Source organism: Streptococcus infantis (genome assembly GCF_047464155.1).
GTDB classification, from domain to species: domain Bacteria; phylum Bacillota; class Bacilli; order Lactobacillales; family Streptococcaceae; genus Streptococcus; species Streptococcus infantis_U.
In genome coordinates this window covers 565467-588874 of sequence record NZ_JASHCL010000001.1, presented here as the reverse complement: position 1 = coordinate 588874, position 23408 = coordinate 565467, and the positions used below count along the sequence as shown (strand labels likewise).

The 23408-nt window shown below is 39.5% G+C and carries 27 protein-coding genes; 22 read left to right on the top strand and 5 right to left on the bottom strand.

What is annotated here, in order from left to right:
• The first annotated feature begins 9 nt into the window (after window positions 1-9).
• Genes QM810_RS02885 through QM810_RS02865 form a run of 5 tightly spaced genes read left to right on the top strand, consistent with a single transcriptional unit; the run spans window position 10 to window position 2411 of the window.
• Entirely contained in the window at window positions 10-351 is a 342-nt protein-coding gene (locus QM810_RS02885) for a hypothetical protein (protein ID WP_414253796.1), read from the top strand.
• Between the two features lie 58 nt (window positions 352-409).
• Complete coding sequence (locus QM810_RS02880) at window positions 410-781, top strand: Imm51 family immunity protein (RefSeq protein WP_414253795.1); 372 nt, start codon at window positions 410-412, stop codon at window positions 779-781.
• A 50-nt stretch (window positions 782-831) separates the two neighbouring features.
• Window positions 832-1437 (top strand): DUF6707 family protein, encoded by a 606-nt coding sequence (locus QM810_RS02875; RefSeq protein WP_414253794.1) that lies wholly within the window; start codon window positions 832-834, stop codon window positions 1435-1437.
• 39 nt (window positions 1438-1476) lie between these two features.
• Entirely contained in the window at window positions 1477-1974 is a 498-nt protein-coding gene (locus tag QM810_RS02870; RefSeq protein WP_414253793.1) for an NUDIX hydrolase, read from the top strand.
• Window positions 1971-2411 (top strand): ASCH domain-containing protein, encoded by a 441-nt coding sequence (locus QM810_RS02865; RefSeq protein WP_414253792.1) that lies wholly within the window; start codon window positions 1971-1973, stop codon window positions 2409-2411. The genes QM810_RS02870 and QM810_RS02865 overlap by 4 nt, the downstream gene beginning before the upstream one ends.
• Before the next feature lie 191 nt (window positions 2412-2602).
• Here QM810_RS02865 and QM810_RS02860 read toward each other — a convergent pair whose 3' ends face one another.
• Window positions 2603-4150 (bottom strand): Ig-like domain-containing protein, encoded by a 1548-nt coding sequence (locus QM810_RS02860; protein ID WP_414253791.1) that lies wholly within the window; start codon window positions 4148-4150, stop codon window positions 2603-2605.
• A 225-nt stretch (window positions 4151-4375) separates the two neighbouring features.
• On the opposite strand from QM810_RS02860, the gene QM810_RS02855 reads away from it, so the two are divergent.
• The 3 genes from QM810_RS02855 (at window position 4376) to QM810_RS02845 (ending at window position 9036) form a co-directional block, all read left to right on the top strand.
• Complete coding sequence (locus tag QM810_RS02855) at window positions 4376-6922, top strand: M1 family metallopeptidase (protein ID WP_414253790.1); 2547 nt, start codon at window positions 4376-4378, stop codon at window positions 6920-6922.
• Between the two features lie 115 nt (window positions 6923-7037).
• Entirely contained in the window at window positions 7038-7709 is a 672-nt protein-coding gene (locus QM810_RS02850; RefSeq protein ID WP_263393434.1) for a response regulator transcription factor, read from the top strand.
• Window positions 7702-9036 carry a sensor histidine kinase gene (locus QM810_RS02845; protein ID WP_414253789.1) on the top strand — a complete coding sequence of 445 codons (1335 nt, stop codon included), beginning with the start codon at window positions 7702-7704 and terminating at the stop codon, window positions 9034-9036. Before QM810_RS02850 ends, QM810_RS02845 begins: the two co-directional genes overlap by 8 nt.
• A gap of 27 nt (window positions 9037-9063) precedes the next feature.
• On the opposite strand, the gene QM810_RS02840 is transcribed toward QM810_RS02845, so the two are convergent.
• Window positions 9064-9339 (bottom strand): DUF3270 family protein, encoded by a 276-nt coding sequence (locus QM810_RS02840; RefSeq protein ID WP_414253788.1) that lies wholly within the window; start codon window positions 9337-9339, stop codon window positions 9064-9066.
• A 370-nt stretch (window positions 9340-9709) separates the two neighbouring features.
• Between QM810_RS02840 and QM810_RS02835 the strand changes: the two genes are divergently transcribed.
• From QM810_RS02835 to deoD, 8 genes are all read left to right on the top strand, one after another.
• The gene (locus QM810_RS02835) at window positions 9710-10765 is read left to right on the top strand and encodes an ABC transporter permease (RefSeq protein WP_414253979.1); all 1056 of its coding nucleotides are present in this window, start codon (window positions 9710-9712) and stop codon (window positions 10763-10765) included.
• Window positions 10766-10778: 13 nt separating this feature from the next.
• A complete protein-coding gene (locus tag QM810_RS02830; RefSeq protein ID WP_414253787.1) occupies window positions 10779-11459 on the top strand; it encodes an ABC transporter ATP-binding protein in 681 nt (226 codons plus the stop codon).
• Between the two features lie 110 nt (window positions 11460-11569).
• Window positions 11570-12499 carry a peptidase U32 family protein gene (locus tag QM810_RS02825; protein ID WP_254729764.1) on the top strand — a complete coding sequence of 310 codons (930 nt, stop codon included), beginning with the start codon at window positions 11570-11572 and terminating at the stop codon, window positions 12497-12499.
• 103 nt (window positions 12500-12602) lie between these two features.
• Window positions 12603-13283, top strand: a complete 681-nt coding sequence (gene rpiA / locus QM810_RS02820) for a ribose-5-phosphate isomerase RpiA (RefSeq protein ID WP_414253786.1) — start codon at window positions 12603-12605, stop codon at window positions 13281-13283.
• Window positions 13284-13306: 23 nt separating this feature from the next.
• A complete protein-coding gene (locus tag QM810_RS02815) occupies window positions 13307-14518 on the top strand; it encodes a phosphopentomutase (RefSeq protein WP_414253785.1) in 1212 nt (403 codons plus the stop codon).
• A 1-nt stretch (window position 14519) separates the two neighbouring features.
• Window positions 14520-15062 (top strand): DUF1697 domain-containing protein, encoded by a 543-nt coding sequence (locus QM810_RS02810; RefSeq protein ID WP_414253784.1) that lies wholly within the window; start codon window positions 14520-14522, stop codon window positions 15060-15062.
• Between the two features lie 14 nt (window positions 15063-15076).
• On the top strand, window positions 15077-15886 hold the full coding sequence (locus QM810_RS02805) for a purine-nucleoside phosphorylase (RefSeq protein WP_414253783.1): 810 nt from the start codon (window positions 15077-15079) through the stop codon (window positions 15884-15886).
• Window positions 15887-16155: 269 nt separating this feature from the next.
• Window positions 16156-16866, top strand: a complete 711-nt coding sequence (deoD, locus tag QM810_RS02800) for a purine-nucleoside phosphorylase (RefSeq protein WP_414253782.1) — start codon at window positions 16156-16158, stop codon at window positions 16864-16866.
• A gap of 14 nt (window positions 16867-16880) precedes the next feature.
• On the opposite strand, the gene QM810_RS02795 is transcribed toward deoD, so the two are convergent.
• The 3 genes from QM810_RS02795 to coaA all read right to left on the bottom strand — a co-directional run bounded on the left by QM810_RS02795 (window position 16881) and on the right by coaA (window position 18686).
• The gene (locus QM810_RS02795; RefSeq protein ID WP_414253781.1) at window positions 16881-17399 is read right to left on the bottom strand and encodes a DNA topology modulation protein; all 519 of its coding nucleotides are present in this window, start codon (window positions 17397-17399) and stop codon (window positions 16881-16883) included.
• A 65-nt stretch (window positions 17400-17464) separates the two neighbouring features.
• Window positions 17465-17713, bottom strand: a complete 249-nt coding sequence (gene rpsT, locus QM810_RS02790) for a 30S ribosomal protein S20 (RefSeq protein WP_029689886.1) — start codon at window positions 17711-17713, stop codon at window positions 17465-17467.
• A gap of 52 nt (window positions 17714-17765) precedes the next feature.
• Complete coding sequence (gene coaA, locus QM810_RS02785) at window positions 17766-18686, bottom strand: type I pantothenate kinase (protein ID WP_414253780.1); 921 nt, start codon at window positions 18684-18686, stop codon at window positions 17766-17768.
• Between the two features lie 123 nt (window positions 18687-18809).
• Between coaA and QM810_RS02780 the strand changes: the two genes are divergently transcribed.
• The 6 genes from QM810_RS02780 to QM810_RS02755 all read left to right on the top strand — a co-directional run bounded on the left by QM810_RS02780 (window position 18810) and on the right by QM810_RS02755 (window position 23268).
• Window positions 18810-19088 (top strand): 1,4-dihydroxy-2-naphthoate prenyltransferase, encoded by a 279-nt coding sequence (locus tag QM810_RS02780; protein ID WP_178894856.1) that lies wholly within the window; start codon window positions 18810-18812, stop codon window positions 19086-19088.
• 107 nt (window positions 19089-19195) lie between these two features.
• Window positions 19196-19786 (top strand): class I SAM-dependent methyltransferase, encoded by a 591-nt coding sequence (locus QM810_RS02775; RefSeq protein ID WP_414253779.1) that lies wholly within the window; start codon window positions 19196-19198, stop codon window positions 19784-19786.
• Entirely contained in the window at window positions 19783-21066 is a 1284-nt protein-coding gene (locus QM810_RS02770) for a pyrimidine-nucleoside phosphorylase (protein ID WP_414253778.1), read from the top strand. Before QM810_RS02775 ends, QM810_RS02770 begins: the two co-directional genes overlap by 4 nt.
• A gap of 17 nt (window positions 21067-21083) precedes the next feature.
• Window positions 21084-21746 (top strand): deoxyribose-phosphate aldolase, encoded by a 663-nt coding sequence (gene deoC / locus QM810_RS02765; protein ID WP_414253777.1) that lies wholly within the window; start codon window positions 21084-21086, stop codon window positions 21744-21746.
• Window positions 21733-22122 carry a cytidine deaminase gene (locus QM810_RS02760; RefSeq protein WP_414253776.1) on the top strand — a complete coding sequence of 130 codons (390 nt, stop codon included), beginning with the start codon at window positions 21733-21735 and terminating at the stop codon, window positions 22120-22122. Before deoC ends, QM810_RS02760 begins: the two co-directional genes overlap by 14 nt.
• 90 nt (window positions 22123-22212) lie before the next feature.
• Window positions 22213-23268, top strand: a complete 1056-nt coding sequence (locus tag QM810_RS02755; protein ID WP_214261754.1) for a BMP family lipoprotein — start codon at window positions 22213-22215, stop codon at window positions 23266-23268.
• Window positions 23269-23408 lie beyond the last annotated feature (140 nt).

The following is a 23408-nucleotide window of genomic DNA, read 5'->3' as shown; positions in this document are numbered from 1 at the left end:
GGAGACGGGATGCGAAAACACCAAGAACTTTCACTAGAGCAGATAATTGAGCAGGTGCGCGTAGATCAATTGGTATCAGATGATTTTTGCCTCTATGGCAAGGAGGATGGAGAACTGGCACTGGAAAAGCTCTATTGGGTATCAGATTATCCAGATGTTGTGGAAGATCGTGATGTCTACCCAGCTGATGCAACGGATCAACATCTCCAGCTAGTCTACTATGGAGATCAGTTGATTGATGTTCTCACCGTAGCGATTGAAGAAAAGCCAGATGCAAGTCTCCAAGACTTGGTTGATGCTTTGAATTATTATAATCAGCATGATAGCTTTATGCCTTTTGATGCTGAGTAGATCTACTAGATTTATGAAGTCCTGTTACCAATAAACGCGTTCCATAAGGAGTTTAAAAATGATGGATTACGAAAAAATAAATGAAAAAATTGCCCCTTTTAGCCTGCTTGTATATGATGAGGATCCTAAAAATGTTCGAGGGTCGCTCATTTATTACCCTGATGGAGAATACAGACAGGAAGTGTTTGACACTCGAGAAGAGGAGGGATTTGAAGGAAATGGCTACGATTGGGCATCCCTAGCTTGGGTATTTTTGGAGGAAAAAATGCCTGAATTAAGCGATGCTATCGACTTTGATCCTGAAGGAAGTATGTTTTGCGCCTATTCTTCCAAGGTGGACGCCTTGGCTAAATTCGCTTTAGAATTTAAAGAATTTTGCGATGATATCGAAGCTATGAAAGACTTGTTCAGTCGAGCAGAGTTGGATTAGTTGACTAAAATCTCTTTAAATTTTTTTAAAAAGAATAGAAAGGATTTCAAATGAAGCTACCAGAAGTAGTTGAACAACTGGAAAAACATCCAGACCTACATCTCTATTTAGATAAAATTTTAAAAAAGAATAAGAAAACTCAAGCTAGCTATCTCGAATCGCTGAATCATCTGGCCTATTTACTTTATCTGGATGGTCAAGAGGAAATGACTAAACAATTATTAGATAGGATCATACAAGTTCCATTTGAAGGGAATTATAACATTTGGACCTTTGTTGATAGCTCTCTGGTTTTATTGGCCTATCTGGAAAGAGAAAAAGAAAATCAGGTACTCGTCTATAAAAAACTCCTTTTGTCTCCGTTAGAACAAGGGGAGGAATCCACTCAAAACATAAGAAGGAGAGTTCATCAGAGATTTTTGAATGGTGATAGCTTGGAGCAAAAGCTTGCAAAAATCGAGCAAGCTTCAAGTCCTGAATCGGAAATGGAACGCCGTCTACTATACTTGACAGATCTATTGAAGATTCATCTTTTTATTGTTGAGTCAACTTGTGAAGAGACTGATATCCAGGCAAAAATCGAAGAGAATATGAAGATACTGAAGAAGTATATCAAAGAGTATGAAATCTATAGCCTCTTTCCTTTTAAGGGATAAGGTGAGATAACAATCTTGGAGATTAAGAAAGAATAGAATATGGAAATCAAAAATCACTTTGGTGTATATGGAATCTGTCTTCAAGACGGGAAATTGCTTTGCATTGAGAAAACGAGAGGACCTTATCAGCATCGTTTTGATTTACCGGGTGGTAGTCAAGAACCAGGTGAGGGGCTGACAGAAACCCTCAAGAGGGAGGTTCTGGAGGAGACAGGCTATACGCTTAGCCGTTATTCAAATCCTAGGATGTATGATGTGCTGGTTCAAGAAGAAGGGCAAGACTTCGCAGTACATCATATCATGGCCTTTTATGATATCGTACTCGATTTCGAACGTCCTCAAAAATCCCTTCCTCATGAAGTTCTTGATGGAAGCAATGATTCAGCAAAGGCAATTTGGGTCCCTATTGAGCAGATGACCCAAGAAAATGCCTCGCCTTTAGTATTAAAAGTGAGGGCAGAGTTACGAGGATTTGCAGAATTGGATATGACAAGCTATAAGAATTGGAAGATGAAAGAAAAGAAGGAGAAGAAATGACACCTCAAGAAATGTGGAATGCCTACAAGCAGATCAATCCCTCTATCGGAGATGAGATAGATGCTTGGGCTTTTGGAGTGGATCCAGACCTTTTAGCGGAACTGGTCTTTAAAGGCGAAAAAACAGCAACAGCCTCAGCCTACGACCTCTACGCATTAGAGGACGAACCCCTTCCCCAAGAGGGGACCTTTGACGTCATTTTAGACAGTCAAGATCAGGCTGTCTGCATTGTCGAAATTACAAAGGTTTCCGTTCAGCCTTTCCATCAGGTTTCAGCCGACCATGCCTACAAGGAAGGCGAAGGAGATAAATCTCTGACCTACTGGCGTCAGGTTCATGAGGACTTTTTCACCGAGTGGATGAGGGAGGGTAGGCTGACTTTTACACCTGACAGCAAGGTTGTTTTAGAAGAATTTCGCAAGGTCTACCCTCTGTAGACTACCAGAAGGAAGAAAGTTTTGGAAATCACCGTCCAAAGCTTTTTTCTGACTTTAAATGATAAAACGAGCAAACAAAAAGCGGGCAATCATGTCCGCTTTTTTTGAATCTATCAAGTGAAGTTGTGGATAAAGTATTTCAAAGATGTTTATCTTTTGAATCCCTATTCAGTCACTTCTACATTAGTTGATTATTTTTTACGATAATGTAAAACTGTTCCTACAGCTACGATAAGCATTGCAACACCAGCAACAGAAACAATTAAGCTATTACGTTCACCAGTATTTGGAAGTCCTCGTTTGCCTCCAGTTGTTGAAACTGTTGTAGGTTCTCCATGAGTTGTAGTTGTTGAACTATTTGATCCAGGAACTGTTGTCTCTGAAGTTGATTTCTCTGTAGTTGTAGAGCTTGATTTTTCTTCACTACTATTCTGGCTAGTTGGCTCTTCTGGAGTTGTAGAAGAAGTTGTAGACTCAGGAGTCGTAGTTGTAGTAGTTGAAGTCTTAGGCTCTTCAGTCGTAGTTGTAGTGGATGAAGTCGTAGACTCAGTAGTTGTAGTAGTAGATGTCGTAGTCGTTGTTGAAGTTGTTGAAGTTGTTGTGGTAGTAGATGTAGTCGTTGTTGAAGTTGTTGTAGTTGTTACATCACTATTGTAGACTTGTGCATCTGCTGAAGCAGCTTTGTTAACCCAAGTGTTTTCTTTGGTTACAGTTGTTTTGTGTTGATCACTTGTAAGAGAAGCAACGTTTGTTACGCTCTTGATTTGATCAGCATGTTGTAGAAGTGTTTGATATGATAGGGTAATTTCGTCTGTAGATGCAACTTTAAATTGGTCGCTGACCTTAGTCAAATCAAGTTTAAATCCATGTTCTGTCCACTCAATGTATGGTTCTAATGCAAGACCAGACATTGATACTCCGTTGACAACTAGAGTCTTACCATTGACTTTCAGGTCAAATGATGCTGGAAGGTAAGTTCCACCTTTGAAGTATTGAGACACATCTTGACCTTTAGCAGATTTAATACGGCTATAATCAAGTGCAGGAAGGTTAGGCATTTGGTCAGTAAAGACGATGCTTGAAGCGGCTTCTTTCTTGTCAACAGCATTGTTTACTGAGATGTGCCAGAACAAGAAACCATCAGTAGTCTTATCAGTTACTTCTAGGGTATCTCTCCAGTCTGGAATTCCTGTAGGTCCCCAAATTTTTTGAGCGTGTTGCAAGTTAGTGTTATCTGTACCACCAGAATTATACTTCTTAATCGGAAGTAGGACTGGTACTGGACCTTGTCCAGAACGTCTCACGATTGCGGATTCTGAACCGATTTTTATGGAGCGTTCATGGTCTTGACCAGTGGTATTATCTCCATCCCATTTATACCAGAATGATACGTTTCCTTCGGCCCCTTTATTTCCTCCTTTTACAAAGGTGATAGTCAGAGTCTTACCATCATCTGATACTTTTCCTGTTGCAATTTCTTCGCCACTAGCGTTTTTCATTGAGCTAAAAGCAGAAGAAGCAAACTTAACGTCCTCTGGCATAGAAATCTTGAATGTATCTCCGACTTCCACACCTGAATCAATTTCCCAGTGATATGAAATCTTTTCGCCTTCAGTTTTCACTTGAGAAATCTTCACTTGGCTTGTTAATTCTTTTGCTTGGGTACTATATGCACCAATAGAAATTAGAAGTGCTAGGGCCGCAAACGCAGAAATAACAGCAAAAAATAACTTTTTCATTGTTCCTCCTTTTTATAGTTGATTTACCAAACAAGACAATTTTAGCACTAACATATTAAGCGGTCAAATAATACGACTTAACAATTTTTATAAAATATCTATAGGGTTATGTGAGATGAAAATATTGTAAAAATCATTTCAATCCTTCTTTCTATTTAAAAATATGATAAAATAGGTATGTTTGAACTAGAGCATTCGCTCAGAAATTTAGAATAGGAGAATATGATGCAAGCAGTAGAACATTATATTGAAACATTTGTTCCTGAACATTATGATTTGTTTTTAGACTTGAGTCGTGAGACCAAGACGTTTTCAGGGAAAGTAACCATTACTGGTCAAGCTAAAAGTGACCGTATTTCCCTTCACCAAAAAGATCTGGAGATTTCTTCAGTTGAAGTAGCAGGACAAGCTCGTCCATTTACAGTCGATAACGAAAACGAAGCTCTTCATATCGAACTTGCAGAAGCAGGTTCAGTTGAATTGGTTATTGCTTTTTCAGGTAAAATCACAGACAACATGACAGGAATCTATCCATCATACTACACAGTTGATGGAGTTAAGAAGGAAGTTTTGTCGACTCAGTTTGAGAGCCACTTTGCCCGTGAAGCCTTCCCATGTGTGGATGAGCCAGAAGCTAAAGCAACCTTTGACCTAGCACTTCGCTTTGACCAAGCAGAAGGCGAACTTGCCTTGTCAAACATGCCCGAAATTGACGTTGAAAATCGCAAGGAAACTGGCATCTGGAAGTTTGAAACTACACCTCGAATGTCCTCATACTTGCTAGCTTTCGTAGCTGGTGATTTGCAAGGGGTAACTGCTACAACTAAAAACGGTACTCTCGTTGGTGTTTACTCAACAAAGGCACACCCACTTTCAAACCTTGAGTTTTCATTAGATATCGCTGTTCGCTCAATCGAGTTCTACGAAGATTACTACGGTGTAAAATACCCTATTCCTCAATCTCTTCACATCGCCCTTCCTGACTTCTCAGCTGGTGCTATGGAAAACTGGGGTCTCGTAACCTACCGTGAAGTCTACTTGGTTGTAGATGAGAACTCTACCTTTGCCAGCCGTCAACAAGTAGCTCTTGTCATTGCCCACGAACTTGCTCACCAATGGTTCGGTAACCTAGTAACTATGAAATGGTGGGATGACCTCTGGCTCAACGAAAGCTTCGCCAATATGATGGAATACGTCTGTGTGGATGCGATTGAGCCAAGCTGGAATATCTTTGAAGACTTCCAAACAAGTGGAGTGCCAGCCGCACTTAAACGTGATGCGACTGATGGTGTTCAGTCTGTTCACGTTGAAGTTAAACATCCAGATGAAATTAATACTCTCTTTGACTCTGCTATCGTTTATGCCAAAGGAAGCCGTCTCATGCACATGCTTCGTCGTTGGCTAGGAGATGCTGATTTTGCTAAAGGTTTGCGTGCTTACTTTGAAAAACACCAATACGGAAACACTATTGGTCGTGACCTTTGGAATGCCCTTGGTCAAGCATCAGGCCGTGATGTAGCAGCCTTTATGGATTCTTGGTTGGAGCAACCTGGTTATCCAGTTTTGACTGCTACAGTTGAAAATGATGTTTTGAAAATCTCACAAAAACAATTCTTCATCGGTGAACACGAAGATAAGAACCGTCTTTGGGTAGTGCCACTTAACAGTAACTGGAAAGGACTACCAGATACTCTCGAAACTGAAAGCATCGAAATTCCAGGTTATGCTGCGCTTCTTGCTGAAAACAAAACAGCTCTTCGTCTTAACACTGAAAACACTGCTCACTATATTACGGACTATCAAGGTGAATTACTGGATGCTATCCTTTCAGAATTAGTTGAACTTGATAATACAAGCAAACTTCAAATCGTCCAAGAACGTCGCTTGCTTGCTGAGGCAGGACACATTTCATATGCAGACTTACTTCCAGTCCTTGATAAACTTGCCAAGGAAGAATCTTACCTGGTTGTTGCTGCAGTTTCTCAAGTTATTAGTGCCCTTGAGCGCTTTATTGATGAAGGAACAGAAGTTGAGAAAGACTTTAATAACCTCATTGCTAAATTGGCTCGTCACAACTATGAACGACTTGGTTTTGAAGCAAAAGAGGGTGAATCTGATGAAGATGAATTGGTTCGTCAATTAACCATTTCTATGATGATTCGTTCAAATGATGAAGAAGCTAGTCAAGTTGCTAGTCAAATCTTTGCAGCTCATAAAGAAAATCTTGCAGGACTTCCAGCAGCTATTCGTGCTCAAGTCCTCATCAATGAAATGAAACATCATGAGACAAAAGAATTGGTAGCTCTTTACCTCGACCTATACACTCATGCCACAGATGCAGTCTTCAAACGTCAATTAGCAGCTGCGCTTGCATATTCTACAGATGCAGAAAACATTCAAACCCTTCTTGCAACTTGGAAGGACAAATTTGTTGTGAAACCACAGGACCTTTCAGCATGGTACCTCCAATTCCTTGGACATCAAGCTACCCAAGAAACTGTTTGGGTTTGGGCGCGTGAAAACTGGGATTGGATCAAGGCAGCCCTTGGTGGAGATATGAGCTTTGATAGCTTTGTCATTTTCCCATCACACATCTTTAAAACAGAACAACGTTTGGCAGAGTATAAGGCCTTCTTTGAACCACAACTTTCTGACCTAGCTCTTAGCCGTAATATCAGCATGGGTATCAAAGATATCGCAGCACGCGTTGAATTGATTAAACGTGAGAAAGCAGCAGTTGAAGCAGTTGTTGCACAATATGGCAAGGCTTAAAAACTTCTTGACTAAATAGAATATAAAAACTCAACTTTCTCTTAGAAAAACAAGGAAAGTTGAGTTTTTTTTAAGATATTTTTGCTATAATGGATATAATAAGGAGGAATTTTTGATGATTAAAATTCTATTAGTGGAAGATGACCTAGGCCTGTCAAATTCAGTCTTTGATTTTTTGGATGATTTTGCAGATGTTATGCAGGTATTTGATGGCGAAGAAGGTCTCTACGAGGCTGAAAGTGGCGTCTATGACCTGATTCTATTGGACTTGATGTTACCAGAAAAAAATGGTTTTCAAGTCTTAAAAGAACTACGTGAAAAAGGTGTTTCGACTCCTGTTCTCATCATGACAGCCAAGGAAAGTCTTGATGACAAAGGACATGGGTTTGAGCTGGGAGCAGATGATTATCTAACCAAACCTTTCTACCTTGAAGAACTCAAGATGCGTATTCAGGCCCTTCTCAAACGTTCTGGGAAATTTAACGAAAATACCTTAACGTACGGTGATTTGACAGTCAATCTGTCTACCAATGAAGTTAAGGTACATGATGCTGTTGTGGAGTTGCTTGGTAAAGAATTTGAACTCTTGGTTTATTTCCTCCAAAACCAAAATGTCATCTTACCTAAAACTCAAATCTTTGATCGATTATGGGGATTTGATAGTGACACAACTATTTCCGTTGTAGAAGTCTATGTATCAAAAGTTCGTAAGAAATTGAAAGGTTCAGTCTTTGCTGAGAACCTTCAAACCTTGCGTAGTGTTGGGTATATTTTAAAACATGTTTAATAAACTAAAAAAGAATTGGTATGCAGAAGATTTCAGCTACTTTATCCGTAATTTTGGAGTATTCACGCTGATTTTCTCTGCCATGACCTTGATTATCCTGCAGGTTATGCACTCCAGTCTCTATACGTCAGTGGATGAAAAACTCTTATCACTGAGCAAAAATCCCCAGGACATTATTCAATTAGCGGTAAATCGTGCGACTGAAGACGTAAAGGATTTAGATGGTGGGAATGTAGCTCCAGCTTCTGATAAAAAACCAAATGTGAGTTCCAATACTGAAGTGATTTTGCTGGATTCGAATCTCAATCAATTGGTGACTGGCAATCGCTTTTTGGGATTAGATAGAATCACCTTCAATAAAAAGGATTTAAACCATATTCGCCAACTTCATGTTGTCAATAGCTACGGTCAGGATGAGATTTACCGTGTTGTCTTGACGGAAATAAATATTGATTCGGTTTCGACCAATATTAAGTATGCTGCTGTCCTGATTAACACGAGCCAACTAGAGCAGATCAGTCAAAATCACGAGCAGTTAATTGTGGTGGTCATGGCAAGTTTTTGGATTCTATCGATCATAGCCAGTCTCTATCTTGCTCGTGTCAGTGTTAAACCCTTGCTTGAAAGTATGCAAAAGCAGAAGAGCTTTGTGGAAAATGCCAGTCATGAATTGCGTACTCCCTTAGCAGTTCTTCAGAATCGCCTGGAAACTCTTTTTAGAAAACCAGAAGCGACCATTATGGAATCAAGTGAGAGCATCGCTTCGAGTTTGGAAGAAGTTCGAAATATGAAGTTTCTAACGACAAATCTTCTCAATCTAGCACGTAGAGATGATGGTATTAAGCCTGAGTTTGGAGAGGTAGAGCCAGACTTCTTTAATACAACCTTTACTAACTATGAAATGATTGCATCCGAAAACGATCGTGTCTTTCGTTTCTCGAATCGTGTTCATCGCACTATCATCACAGATAAACTCCTCCTCAAGCAATTGATGACCATTCTGTTTGACAATGCAGTCAAATATACAGAAGAAGAGGGAGATATTTATTTTGAGATTTCAACGACAGAACGTAGTCTTTATCTAAAGGTAGCAGATAATGGAATTGGTATTTCTGCAGCAGATAAAAAGAAAATCTTTGATCGATTTTATCGTGTTGATAAGGCTCGGACACGTCAAAAGGGTGGTTTCGGTTTAGGTTTGTCTTTAGCTAAGCAAATCGTAGATGCCCTTAAAGGAAGCATCAGTGTAAAAGATAACAAACCTAACGGAACAATTTTTGAAGTTAAGATAGCTATCTCAACACCATCAAGACGAAAGAATAAATAAAAAAAACCTTCGATTCATCGAAGGTTTTTATTTGAATTTTTTCTTGATAAAAGTACGCTGAAATTGCAATGCTACAAGACTAAGACCGATAGCCAAAGCAAATGATAAGACAGTGTTTACTTTTAGTGATAAGAACAAAAAGCTAAAAATCGCTAAAAAGACGCAGAAGCAAGCGATGTTTACAAAAAATAGGACTTCCTTTACACTAGCGACAGAAGCACTTTCTGGAACATATTCTTGGAATTGAGCGGTTTTTACACTTTCTTGTTCAAACTCATACGGGTGTAATTTTCTAGCGGGCATATTTCTCTCCTTAACAATACATTACTATTTTATCACTTTTTAAAGAGAGAATTATTACAGGATGGTTACAAATTGCATAAAATCTGTTATCAAGGACAAAGTCGGTTTTCTTGACATGCCTTAGGGAAAATGATAGGATGAGTGAACCGTTTAAACTTTATTATTTTTCTCTTATTTCAAATGAGGGGAAGTTTGATAGTTGAAACGAATAAAAATCATACACAGATGCAAATAAATTCAATTTCGAAGTAAGGACAGGATTCTTTTAAATTGATTCTAGTTGTTCATGACAAGATGGTTTTCTATCTTTAGTGCTATGGTAGAGGGAAGATGTATTTTCCCGACAACAGAATACTTAAAGGAGATTGGCATGTATCTTGCTATCAAAGAAATTTTACAGAATAAACTGCGTTACAGTTTAATTCTAACTACCATTTTTCTCATTGCTTTTATGGTCTTTTTTATGACCAGTTTGGCTTTAGGACTTGTTCGAAATAATAGGGCTGCTATCGATAATTGGCATGCAACAGGAGTTGTTCTATCCGATTATGCAAATGACAATTTGACTGCATCCTTTATACCTGAAAAAGACTACAAGGATAAGGTTTCTGAGGATGCTGTTCCCCTAAGCTATATGTTTGCTGTAACAAACTTAGTCAATAGTAGTGATAAGATTAATGTCTCTATTTTCGGTCAAGAGTGGGACAGTTTTATCTCTCCGTCCTTGATTGAAGGGAATTACCCAGAAAATGACCAAGAAGTTGTAGTGGATCAGTCTTTTGAAAATTATGGCATCAAACTTGGGGACGCAATTCAACTCAACGGAAGTGAGACAAGTTTTAAGATTGTAGGTTTGACAAAAGAAAATAAATTTTTCACAGAACCTGTTGTCTTTACGAGCTTAACAACGTATTGGAATTTACAAGGAACAACAAAATCCAATCGCTCTATCTCTGCATTGGTATTGCAAAATGATGTAGAAGTGACTGGCGATGGCTTGAAGCAGATTTCTATTCAGAAAATGATTTCAAAAATTCCTGGTTATACCCCTCAGGTCAATGTATTTTCAGGAATGATTCTGGCTATGATTGTCATTACAGGTCTGATTGTTGGGATTTTTATTTATATCATTACCATTCAAAAATTAGGTCTCTATGGCATTATGCGAGCACAAGGAATTCAGATAAAATTCATCGTATGGTCCCTTTTCTGTCAAATCTTTCTCTTATCTGGTTTGGGAATAAGCATGGCTTTATTAGCCATTGGGGCTGTTATTTTAGTCTTACCTGCAACCTTCTTTTTCTACCCTAGTTGGCTGGCATACTTTGTCTTAAGCCTGGTCATCTGCTTGATGGCTCTTCTAGGAGGCGTCATTTCGCTTCCTCGTCTGCTAAAAGTAGATCCAATTACGGCCATTGCAGAATGATAAGGAGAATGACATGACTAGATTAATTGAAATGATTCAAGTGACAAAAACTTATGGCGAAGGTAATATGAAAGTGACAGCTCTTCATGAGACCAATTTTCAGCTGAATGCTGGTGAGTTTGTAGCGATTGTGGGGCCTTCTGGGTCGGGCAAAACAACCTTTTTAACGACTCTAGGCCAACTACAGGAAGCTTCAAGTGGCAATATTCTGGTAAAGGGAAAAGAGACTGGGCATTTAACTGAAAAGGAAAAAACGGATTTGCGCTTTAGTGAATTTGGCTTTATTCTCCAGGCTTCAAATCTGATTCCCTTTCTAACTGTTAAGGAGCAATTAGATTTAATTGACCGTTTGGATAAAAAGAAATCTATAAAAAGTAACCGACAAGAGTTGTTCAGTTTGTTGGACTTGGAAAAGGTTCAAAATCACTATCCCAAAGCTCTCTCTGGTGGAGAACGCCAACGAGCTGCAATTGCTAGAGCCCTATACAATAATCCGAGCATCGTGCTTGCAGATGAGCCGACAGCTAGCTTAGATACGCAACGTGCTTATCAGGTTACAGATATGTTGGCTTCAATTGCCCATGAGCAAGGCAGGGGAGTTGTCATGATTACACATGATACTCGCTTGCTAGATAAGGTTGACCGTATTTATGTTATGAATGACGGACGACTAGTTGAAAAGACACAAGCATAAAACGAAAAAGTGAACTGCCATTGATACGGTTCACTTTTTTTGAAATTTCGCATCATAAGACACACTTTTCTATATAGCTGATTTTTTGGAAATGTGGTATAATTTTCTCTATGGAAAAGATTATCATTACAGCAACTGCTGAAAGTATTGAACAAGTAAAACAGCTACTCGAGGCTGGTGTCGACCGCATTTATGTCGGTGAGAAAGATTTTGGTCTTCGTTTGCCAACTACCTTTAGTCATGAAGAATTGCGCGAAATCGCAAAAATCGTTCATGATGCAGGTAAGGAATTAATCGTTGCGGTTAATGCTCTTATGCACCAAGACATGATGGACCGTATCAAGCCATTCTTGGATTTTCTAGAGGAAATTAAAGCTGACTATATCACTGTTGGAGATGCAGGTGTCTTTTATGTGGTCAAGCGTGACGGCTATTCTTTCAAAACCATTTATGATGCGTCAACCATGGTCACTAGCAGTCGTCAGATTAATTTCTGGGGACAAAAAGCAGGAGCGTCAGAAGCTGTTTTGGCGCGTGAAATCCCATCTGCAGAACTTTTCAAAATGCCTGAAATTTTAGAAATTCCTGCTGAAGTCTTGGTATACGGTGCTAGTGTTATCCACCATTCGAAGCGTCCGCTCTTGCAAAACTACTACAATTTCACACAAATTGATGATGAAAAATCTCGTCAACGTGATTTGTTCTTGGCCGAGCCTAGTGATCCAGAGAGTCATTACTCTATTTTTGAAGACAATCATGGAACTCATATCTTTGCGAATAATGACCTTGATTTGATGACCAAGTTGACTGAGTTGGTAGAACATGGCTTCACTCATTGGAAGCTTGAAGGCCTCTACACTCCAGGACAAAACTTTGTGGAAATTGCCAAACTCTTTGTCCAAGCACGTAGTTTAATTCAAGAAGGGAACTTTACACATGACCAAGCCTTCTTGCTCGATGAAGAAGTTCGTAAGCTACATCCTAAAAATCGTTTCTTGGATACTGGATTTTACGACTATGACCCTGATATGGTTAAATAAGAATCAAAAACCCGAAATAAAATGTTCGGGTTTTTCTGATATTTGGATGAATTTGAAGCGTATTCATGCTATAATAGAAGTAGCTCTATTTGGAGGTGTATAAGTGGAAAATCTGAAAAAAATGGCAGGAATTAAGGCTGCTGAGTTCGTCAAAGATGGTATGGTTGTCGGACTTGGAACAGGCTCAACTGCCTACTATTTCGTAGAAGAGATAGGTCGTCGCATCAAGGAAGAAGGCTTGAAGATAACAGCTGTAACGACTTCTAGTGTGACCAGCAAGCAGGCAGAAGGACTCAATATTCCTCTTAAGTCTATTGACCAAGTGGACTTTGTTGACCTGACAGTCGATGGTGCGGATGAAGTAGATAGTCAGTTTAATGGCATCAAAGGTGGTGGAGGTGCCCTTCTCATGGAGAAGGTCGTCGCAACTCCATCTAAAGAATATATCTGGGTCGTTGATGAAAGTAAATTAGTCGATAAACTGGGAGCTTTTAAATTACCTGTAGAGGTTGTTCAGTACGGTGCCGAACAAGTCTTTCGTCGATTTGAGCGTGCTGGCTATAAACCTAGCTTCCGTGAAAAGGATGGCCAACGTTTTGTGACGGATATGCAGAACTTTATCATTGACCTCGCCTTGGAAGTGATTGAAGATCCAATTGCTCTGGGACAAGAATTAGATCACGTCGTTGGTGTTGTTGAGCACGGCTTATTTAACAAAATGGTCGATAAGGTCATCGTTGCTGGACAAAATGGCCTTCAGATTTTAACTTCAACAAAAAAATAAAATAGATTATAAGGAGACACACAATGCCAAAATTTAATCGTATTCACTTGGTGGTACTAGATTCTGTGGGAATCGGTGCAGCACCAGATGCTAATGACTTTGTAAATGCGGGTGTTCCTGATGGTGCATCAGACACACTTGGGCACATTTCAAAAGCTGTAGGTTTGGATGTACCAAACATGGCAAAACTTGGTCTTGGAAACATCCCTCGCGAAACACCATTGAAGACTGTTCCAGCTGAAAGCAACCCTACTGGTTACGCGACTAAGTTAGAAGAAGTTTCTCTCGGGAAAGATACCATGACCGGTCACTGGGAAATCATGGGACTTAATATCACTGAACCATTTGATACTTTCTGGAATGGATTCCCTGAAGAAATTATTACAAAGATTGAAGAATTTTCAGGCCGTAAGGTTATTCGTGAAGCTAACAAACCTTATTCTGGTACAGCTGTTATCGATGATTTCGGACCACGTCAAATGGAGACTGGTGAGTTGATTATCTATACGTCAGCTGACCCAGTTCTTCAAATTGCAGCCCACGAAGACATCATTCCTTTGGAAGAACTCTACCGTATCTGTGAATACGCTCGTTCCATTACGTTGGAACGTCCAGCTCTTCTAGGACGTATCATTGCCCGCCCTTATGTTGGAGAACCAGGAAACTTCACACGTACTGCAAATCGTCGCGACTTGGCTGTTTCACCATTTGCACCAACTGTTTTGGATAAATTGAATGAAGCCGGCATTGATACTTATGCGGTTGGTAAAATTAACGATATCTTTAACGGTGCTGGTATCAACAATGACATGGGCCATAATAAATCAAACAGCCATGGTATTGATAATTTGATTAAAGCAATGAAATCTGAAGATTTCAAAGAAGGCTTCTCATTCACAAACTTGGTAGATTTCGATGCCCTTTATGGTCACCGTCGTGACCCACATGGTTACCGTGATTGCTTGCATGAGTTTGATGAGCGATTACCAGAAATTATGGCAGCCATGAGAGAAGATGATCTTCTTTTGATTACTGCTGACCATGGGAACGATCCAACCTATGCGGGTACTGACCATACTCGTGAATATATCCCACTCTTGGCATACAGCCCATCCTTTAAAGGAAATGGTCTAATTCCAGTTGGAAACTTCGCTGACATCTCAGCAACAATTGCGGATAACTTTGGCGTTGAAACTGCCATGATTGGTAAGAGCTTCCTAGATCAATTAGTTTAAGATGACTCGCTACGCTCTTCTCGTTAGAGGCATTAATGTCGGTGGTAAGAATAAGGTAGTCATGGCTCAGTTGCGTCAAGAATTGACGGAGTTGGGATTAGAGAGTGTTGAAAGCTACATCAATAGTGGCAATATTTTCTTTGATAGCAGTAAGGCTAGAACTCTCTTAGTTGAGAGTCTGCAGGGCTTCTTTGGAGTGCATTATCCATTTATCCAAAATTTTTCCTTATTGTCTCAAAAAGACTATGAAGAGGAATTTAGAAATCTTCCTGATTGGTGGTTCCAAGAAATGGCTCGAAAGGATGTACTCTTTTACACTGAGGGCTTGGATAGGAAATTTGTAGAAGAGAAGTTGCTCGAGTTGAAGCTAGGAGAAGAAGTTCTCCATTTTGGGAAACTAGGAATCTTTTGGGGCAAATTGTCAGAAGAAACCTACGCTAAAACAGCCTATCACAAACAACTACTGAAGTTGCCTTTCTATGGCAATATTACCATTCGTAACGCTAATACCTTTGACAAAATTGGTCATTTTTTAAAACAATAAGAAGGAGATAGATAATGACATTATTAGCAAAAATCAATGAAACAGCTGCTTTCTTGAAAGAAAAGGGAGTTGAAGCACCTGAGTTTGGTTTAATCCTTGGATCAGGACTTGGAGAACTGGCAGAAGAAATAGAAAATCCAGTTGTTGTAGACTACGCTGAAATTCCAAACTGGGGTCGTTCAACAGTTGTTGGACACGCTGGAAAATTGGTGTACGGTGAACTTGCTGGACGTAAGGTTTTGGCTCTTCAAGGACGTTTCCACTTCTACGAAGGAAATCCTCTTGAGGTCGTTACCTTCCCAGTTCGTGTTATGAAAGTCTTGGGATGTGAAGGTGTGATTGTAACCAACGCTGCCGGTGGTATCGGATTTGGTCCAGGTACTTTGATGGCTATCACTGACCACATCAACATGACTGGTCAAAACCCATTGATTGGTGAAAACTTGGATGACTTCGGTCCACGTTTCCCTGATATGTCAAAAGCTTATACCCCAGAATATCGTGCTACAGCACATGCAGTTGCTGAAAAACTTGGTGTTCAACTTGACGATGGTGTTTATATCGGTGTAACAGGTCCAACTTACGAAACTCCAGCTGAAATTCGTGCGTATAAGACACTTGGTGCAGATGCTGTCGGAATGTCAACAGTTCCTGAAGTCATCGTTGCAGCACATTCTGGTTTGAAGGTTCTTGGTATTTCATGTATTACTAACTTTGCTGCAGGTTTCCAAGAAGAACTCAACCACGAAGAAGTCGTAGAAGTGACCGAACGAGTCAAGGGCGACTTCAAAGGCTTGCTTAAAGCTATTCTTGCTGAATTGTAATCAACATTAATAAAAGAAAGGTAGGGCGTGTGTTCAGATTTGAACACGAGCGGAAAGCTTTTCTACAAACAAAAAATGAAAGGATGGGTAAGCCGTATTCGCTGAACTGAATACTGTTTACTCTCCTCTAAATCATAAAATTTAAGAAAGAAAGGAATTGAACCCACCCTAAAAGTAGTGGGAAAAAGATAGTTGGTCTAGCGAGCATCGCTCACTGCGCCCAACTCCTATTCTCCCTTCGCTTTTTGACGGGTTTGGTATCTTATATTATGTCTATCCATATTGCTGCTAAGCAGGGTGAAATTGCTGATAAAATTCTTCTTCCAGGAGATCCTCTTCGTGCCAAGTTTATTGCTGAGAATTTTCTTGAAGATGCTGTTTGCTTTAACGAAGTTCGTAACATGTTTGGATACACAGGCACTTATAAAGGTCATCGTGTATCTGTTATGGGAACAGGAATGGGGATGCCATCTATCTCGATCTATGCGCGTGAGTTGATTGTCGACTACGGAGTAAAGAAATTGATCCGTGTGGGAACGGCTGGATCTTTGAATGAGGGTGTTCACGTCCGTGAATTGGTCTTGGCTCAAGCAGCTGCAACTAACTCAAACATCATTCGCAACGATTGGCCTCAATACGATTTCCCACAAATAGCAAGTTTTGACTTGCTAGATAAGGCTTACCATATTGCTAAAGACCTTGGCATGACTACACACGTCGGAAATGTCTTGTCATCAGATGTTTTCTACTCAAACTACTTTGAAAAAAATATCGAACTTGGTAAATGGGGTGTCAAGGCTGTGGAAATGGAAGCAGCAGCTCTTTACTATTTGGCAGCTCAACACCATGTTGATGCTCTTGCCATTATGACCATCTCGGATAGTTTGGTCAATCCAGATGAGGATACAACAGCTGAAGAACGTCAAAACACCTTCACTGATATGATGAAGGTTGGTCTAGAGACTTTAATTGCAGAATAAGAAAAAAGGTTTCCTTAACAGGAAACCTTTTTTTTATGAAGAAAGCCATCTAGTTCTTTTTGATTAGTGATTATGGTTACCTTGTCAGCGTAGTCTGAACAGATTTTTTGATAATGGTCTTTGTGAGAAGAAGTACGACCATCCCAAAGAATCCAGCGGATAAATTCCCAGTTAAACTGTTCAGGACAACCGTCTGCCATACTTTCTCTAACTTTTCCTCTGTATTTTAGATAGCGTTTTAAGGCTCTTGCTAAACAATTCCATGCTGAGAAGTTTAGAAAGATAATTTGGTCAGCTTGCTTCATCCTTTCCTCATAGCAACACCAGCTATAGTTGCCGTCAATAACCCAATCCTCATGTTCAGTAAGGAAAGTCGCCATCTCCTTTAACATCCAATCGCGATCGCTATCTTGCCAACCAGGCTGAAATTGCAATCGGTCAATATGGAGCTTTGGAATTGAGTAGTAGCTGGAAAGCTTCTCTGCCAAAGTAGATTTACCTGATCCTGAATATCCTATAATAGCAATTTTCATGATAACCTCCAGAAAAATGTGCACAAAAAAAGCTCCGAAGAGCTCATTTTGTATGCGGTTCTTGATTAACCAAGTTTAGCTGCAAGACGTGCTTTATCACGGTTAGCTTTATTCTTGTGGATCAAACCTTTAGTTTCTGCTTTATCGATGGCTGAGCTAGCAGCACGGTAAAGTTCTTCAGATGGGTTTGCTTCAAAAGCTTTGATAGCAGTACGCATAGCTGATTTTTGAGCTGAGTTCTTTTCGTTTTGTTTAACGTTCAATTCAGCGCGTTTGATAGCTGATTTAATGTTTGCCAATGTTCTTACCTCCATATTTACTAACTATACCATTATATCTGAAAACTATTATTTTGACAAGGGGAAATCACTTTTTTAAATAAATTTCATCAATTTCATGATTTTTAGATTTATGAAGAATGACTTCAGCCCGATTTCTAGTCGGTTCAATATAGTTTTGTAAATTGATCAAATTAATACTAGTCCAAACCTGATGAGCAAAATCTTTGACTTCACTGATTGGTTGTTGGGTGAAGCGATAGTAATAGTTGCTTGGATCATCTTGTGCAAAACTGAGAAGTTTTAAGAAACGGTCCAAATACCAACTCTCGATATCCTCAACTGCAGCGTCAACGTAGATTGAAAAATCAAAGAAGTCTGTAATGTAAAGACGGCTGTTATGAGGGGTTTGAAAGACGTTGATACCCTCTACGATGACAAAATCCGCTGCTTGAACTCTTTGTGTTTTATCAGGTACGATATCATAGATTTCGTGAGAATAAACAGGAATGTCAACATCTTGCCCGTTTTTAAGTTGGTCAAGAAAATTGAGTAGAGCTTCCATATCATAGCTCTCAGGGAAACCTTTTCTATTTAGAATGTTGAGCTCGTTTAAGATGCTATTAGGATACAAAAAACCATCAGTCGTAACTAATTCAACACTTGCTTCTGGAAAAATACGAGAAAGCAGAATTTGTAAGAGTCGACTAGTAGTTGACTTTCCGACTGCTACACTACCTGAAATCCCGATAATAAAAGGCTGATTTTTACTCTCTCTTTGGAGAAAAATTCCTTTTGAAAAGGCTAGATCTTCCTTGGAACGTTTGTAGATTTGAATCAGATGAGCTAGCGGTAGATAAATATCTGTTACATCTTGGAGACTGATCTGGTCATTGAAACTCTTAATCGAATCTAATTCCTCCTCGGTTAAAGGAGGTGTTGTCTTACGATGTAATGATTGCCAAGTTCCTCGGCTGATTTTTTCATAATGTAAAAATTCGTTGGTCATAAAATTTCCTCGTTTGATATCTCAGTATACCATAATTTACAGAGAAAGACATCTGAATCATTTGAGAAAAAGCGCTTTCTTTGTTAAAATATAAGTAGTATAGCAATCAAAAGAGGTGATGTTATGAGACTAGTAGTGAGTGATAAATTTATAAAACTGACTAGCTTACTGGTTGTGATTCTGTGGTTATCTCCGACTTTGATTGAGTTTACTGTGAGTTTAGGAAGTCAAACCTATAGTTGGTCTGCCTTTGTCTTGTTATTCTTGCTACCAATTATTGGTTTTATTTACTTGATTCTCGCCATTTTAACAAGAAAATGGTGGCTTTTCTTGTTTGGTCTAGCCTGTATTTTTTCCTTTGCTATCACTATGGCATTGGGTTCTTACTTGCTTGGCCCCTAAGGGATTAGGTAACTTATACTATTTTTTAACAAATCGATGCCAAAGAAAAGCCTTTGTTGTCATGTAGACGATTTACAATTAACTTATTTATGTGGTAAAATGAAACTATGAGTAAAATGTATTATGCAGAAAATCCAGATGCGGCCCATGATGTTCATGAACTTAGAGTTGAGCTACTTGGGCAAAAGATGACATTTTTGACAGATGCTGGTGTCTTTAGTAAAAAAATGATTGATTTCGGAAGTCAGTTGTTGTTAAGATGTCTCGATGTCGAAAAAGGTGAAAAAATTCTGGATGTTGGTTGTGGCTATGGTCCTATTGGCTTGTCTTTAGTCAAGGCATATGGTGTTCAAGCGACTATGGTGGATATCAACAATCGTGCCCTGGATTTAGCCCAGCAAAATGCAGTAAAAAACAAAGTTCAAGCGACTATTTTCCAGTCAAATATTTATGAGCGAGTTGAAGGTCAATTTGATCATGTTATTTCGAATCCGCCTATTCGTGCAGGTAAGCAGGTCGTTCATGAAATTATCGAGAAAAGTGTTGATTATCTTGTTGATGGCGGAGATTTGACCATTGTCATCCAGAAAAAACAAGGAGCTCCTAGTGCCAAAAACAAGATGGAAGAAGTCTTTGGTAATTGTGAGGTCGTGAAGAAAGATAAGGGATATTATATCCTTAGAAGTGTGAAAGAATGAGAGCAGTAGATCTAATCCAGAAAAAAAGAGACGGCCAAGAACTCAGCTCTAGTGAAATCCAATGGCTGATTGAAGGATATGTTGTAGGAACAGTTCCTGACTACCAGATGTCTGCCTTTGCTATGGCTGTTTATTTTAAAGGCATGACCACTAGAGAGATTTCCGATTTGACTATGAACATGGTCAAGACAGGTCAGGAGTTTGATTTGTCTGCTATAAATGGTGTGAAGGTTGATAAACACTCTACGGGTGGTGTTGGTGACAAGGTAACTTTAATCCTAGCACCCTTGGTAGCTAGTTTTGATGTTCCAGTTGCCAAAATGAGTGGTAGAGGTCTAGGACATACTGGCGGAACAATCGATAAATTAGAATCTATCAAAGGTTTTCAAGTCGAACGCGGTCAAGAAGACTTTATCAAACAGGTTCAGGATATCGGGGTTTCAGTTATTGGTCAATCTGACCAACTAGTCAAAGCGGATAAACTTCTCTATGCACTACGTGATGTCACTGCGACAGTTGATACGATTCCCTTGATTGCTAGTTCTGTCATGAGTAAAAAAATTGCAGCTGGAGCCGATGCTATTTTGCTGGATGTAACAGTCGGTGAAGGTGCCTTTATGAAGACAGTTGATGAGGCGCGTGAATTAGCTCAAACTATGGTAAATCTTGGTAAGGCTGTAGGTAGAAAAACTGTAGCAGTTATTACTGATATGAGTCAACCTTTGGGACGCGCGATCGGTAACCGATTAGAAATCCTGGAAGCGTTGGATATTCTTCAAGGAAAAGGGCGTCAAGATATTAGCCACTTTATCTGTGAGTTAGCCCAGATTATGTTATCTTTGGCAAATGTTGAAAAAACTGTCGAGGAAGTAAGGCAACATCTTGAAAATGGTCAGGCACTTAAGAAGTTTGAAGAGATGGTCCTCGCTCAAGGTGGAGATTTAGAAGATCTCTATCGTCCAGTAAAAGTTGACCATATAGTTGATATTCCTGCTCAGGAAGATGGTGTCATTGAGGCGCTGCCAGCCATGGAGTTTGGTCTTTTCGCCATGAGATTAGGTGCTGGTCGTGCAGTTAAAACAGACGCTCTTGACTATGAGACAGGGATTGTTTTTGAGAAGAAAGTTGGAGAATCAGTCAAAAAAGGTGAAATTGTTGCAAAAGTATATGCAAATGGCAAAATTTCTCCGGAACTAGTTACAGATTTCCAAAAATATGTTAAAATTAAAATAAGTGATGAAGCGATAAAAACGCGTGAAATCATTGAAATTATCTCCTGATTTAAGGAAAATCCGAAATGAAATTAAATAAATACATTGACCATACGCTTTTGAAGCAAGATGCGACCGAAAAACAAATCAATCGTTTGCTATCTGAAGCAATAGAGTACGATTTTGCCAGTGTTTGTGTGAATCCATGCTGGGTTTCTCATGCAAAAGCTGGTCTAGAAAATACTGATGTCAAGGTTTGTACAGTTGTAGGTTTTCCTCTTGGTGCTACAACTTCAGCTGTTAAAGTCTACGAAACCAAAGAAGCCATCCAAAATGGTGCTGACGAAATTGATATGGTTATCAATGTTGGCGCACTCAAATCAGGAAATGCTGCATTAGTTGAGTCAGATATTCGTGCTGTTGTTGAAGCAAGCGGAGACAAACTTGTTAAGGTTATTATTGAAGCTTGTTTGTTAACGGATGAAGAAAAAGTTCTGGCTTGTCAGCTAGCCCAGAAAGCTGGAGCAGACTTTGTCAAAACTTCTACAGGTTTCTCAACAGGTGGCGCTACGTTGCCAGATGTTCAATTAATGCGTCAGACAGTTGGACCTGATATGGGTGTTAAGGCTGCTGGAGGAGCTCGTTCTTATACAGATGCAGTTGCCTTTGTTGAAGCGGGGGCTACACGTATTGGAACATCTTCTGGTGTTGCAATCTTAAAAGGAGAGTTAGCTGATGGCGACTACTGAGTTGATTGATTTAGCGATTGAAACTAGTAAAAACGCCTATGTACCCTATTCACACTTTCCAATTGGTGCCGTATTGGTAGCTAAGGACGGAAGTATCTATACAGGGGTTAACATTGAAAATGCTAGCTATCCCTTGACCAACTGTGGCGAAAGGACGGCAATCTTTAAGGCGGTTTCTGAAGGACAACGAGACTTTTCAGAATTGATTGTCTATGGTCAAACTGAAAAACCAATTTCGCCTTGCGGTGCTTGTCGCCAAGTCATGGTCGAATTTTTTAAACCAGATCTAAAGGTGACTCTAGTCGCCAAAGATAAAACGACGGTCGAGATGACGGTCGGGGAATTACTTCCATATTCTTTTACAGACTTGCAATAGTCTGTGTCACTCACTGAGTGGCAAGGGTCCTTGTGGCCAATCAATCCATACTTGCAACTTTGTTGCGCATCTTATTTAGGAGGTTCAGTAATGAACAAAAAACAATGGCTAGGCCTTGGTCTAGTTGCAGTAGCAGCATTTGGACTTGCTGCATGTGGTAATCGCTCTTCTCGTAACGCAGCTTCATCTTCTTCTGATGTGAAGACTAAAGCAGCTATCGTTACAGATACTGGTGGTGTTGATGATAAATCCTTTAACCAATCAGCTTGGGAAGGTCTTCAAGCTTGGGGTAAAGAACACAACCTTGAAAAAGATAAAGGTTACACTTACTTCCAATCAACAAGTGAAGCTGACTACGCAAACAACTTGCAACAAGCAGCTGGAAACTACAACTTGATCTATGGAATTGGTTTTGCACTTAAAAATGCAGTTGCTGATGCTGCCAAAGAACATACAGATATAAACTATGTTTTGATTGACGATGTGATCAAAGATCAAAAAAATGTTGTAAGTGCTACTTTTGCTGATAACGAAGCAGCATACCTTGCAGGTGTCGCTGCAGCTAAAACTACTAAAACAAAACAAGTTGGTTTTGTAGGTGGTATGGAATCTGAAGTTATTTCTCGCTTCGCAGCTGGTTTCAAAGCTGGTGTTGAGTCAGTTGACCCATCAATCAAAGTTCAAGTAGACTACGCTGGTTCATTTGGTGATGCTGCTAAAGGTAAAACAATTGCTGCAGCTCAATACGCTGCAGGTGCAGACGTTATCTACCAAGCAGCTGGTGGTACTGGAGCAGGTGTCTTCTCTGAAGCTAAATCTTTGAACGAAAGCAAAAATGAAGACGAAAAAGTTTGGGTTATCGGTGTAGACCGTGACCAAGTAGATGAAGGTAAATATACTTCTAAAGATGGTAAAGAAGCTAACTTCGTACTTGCTTCTACTTTGAAACAAGTTGGTACAGCTGTAAAAGACCTTGCTAACAAAGCTGAAAAAGGTGAATTCCCTGGTGGTCAAGTTATCGTTTACTCATTGAAGGATAAAGGTGTTGATTTGGCAATGACAAACCTTTCTGAAGAAGGTAAAAAAGCTGTTGAAGATGCAAAAGCTAAAATCCTTGATGGTAGCATCAAAGTTCCTGAAAAATAATTGATGGAAGTCATTTCTTAGGAAGCGGTCTGGGGCCGCTTCTTTAAGAATTGAGACAAATAGTTTTGTCTCAATAGAGCTTGCTAAGTTTCTTTAGCAGGTTTTATTGAAACAAAATATAATTCTGAAAGGAAGAGCAC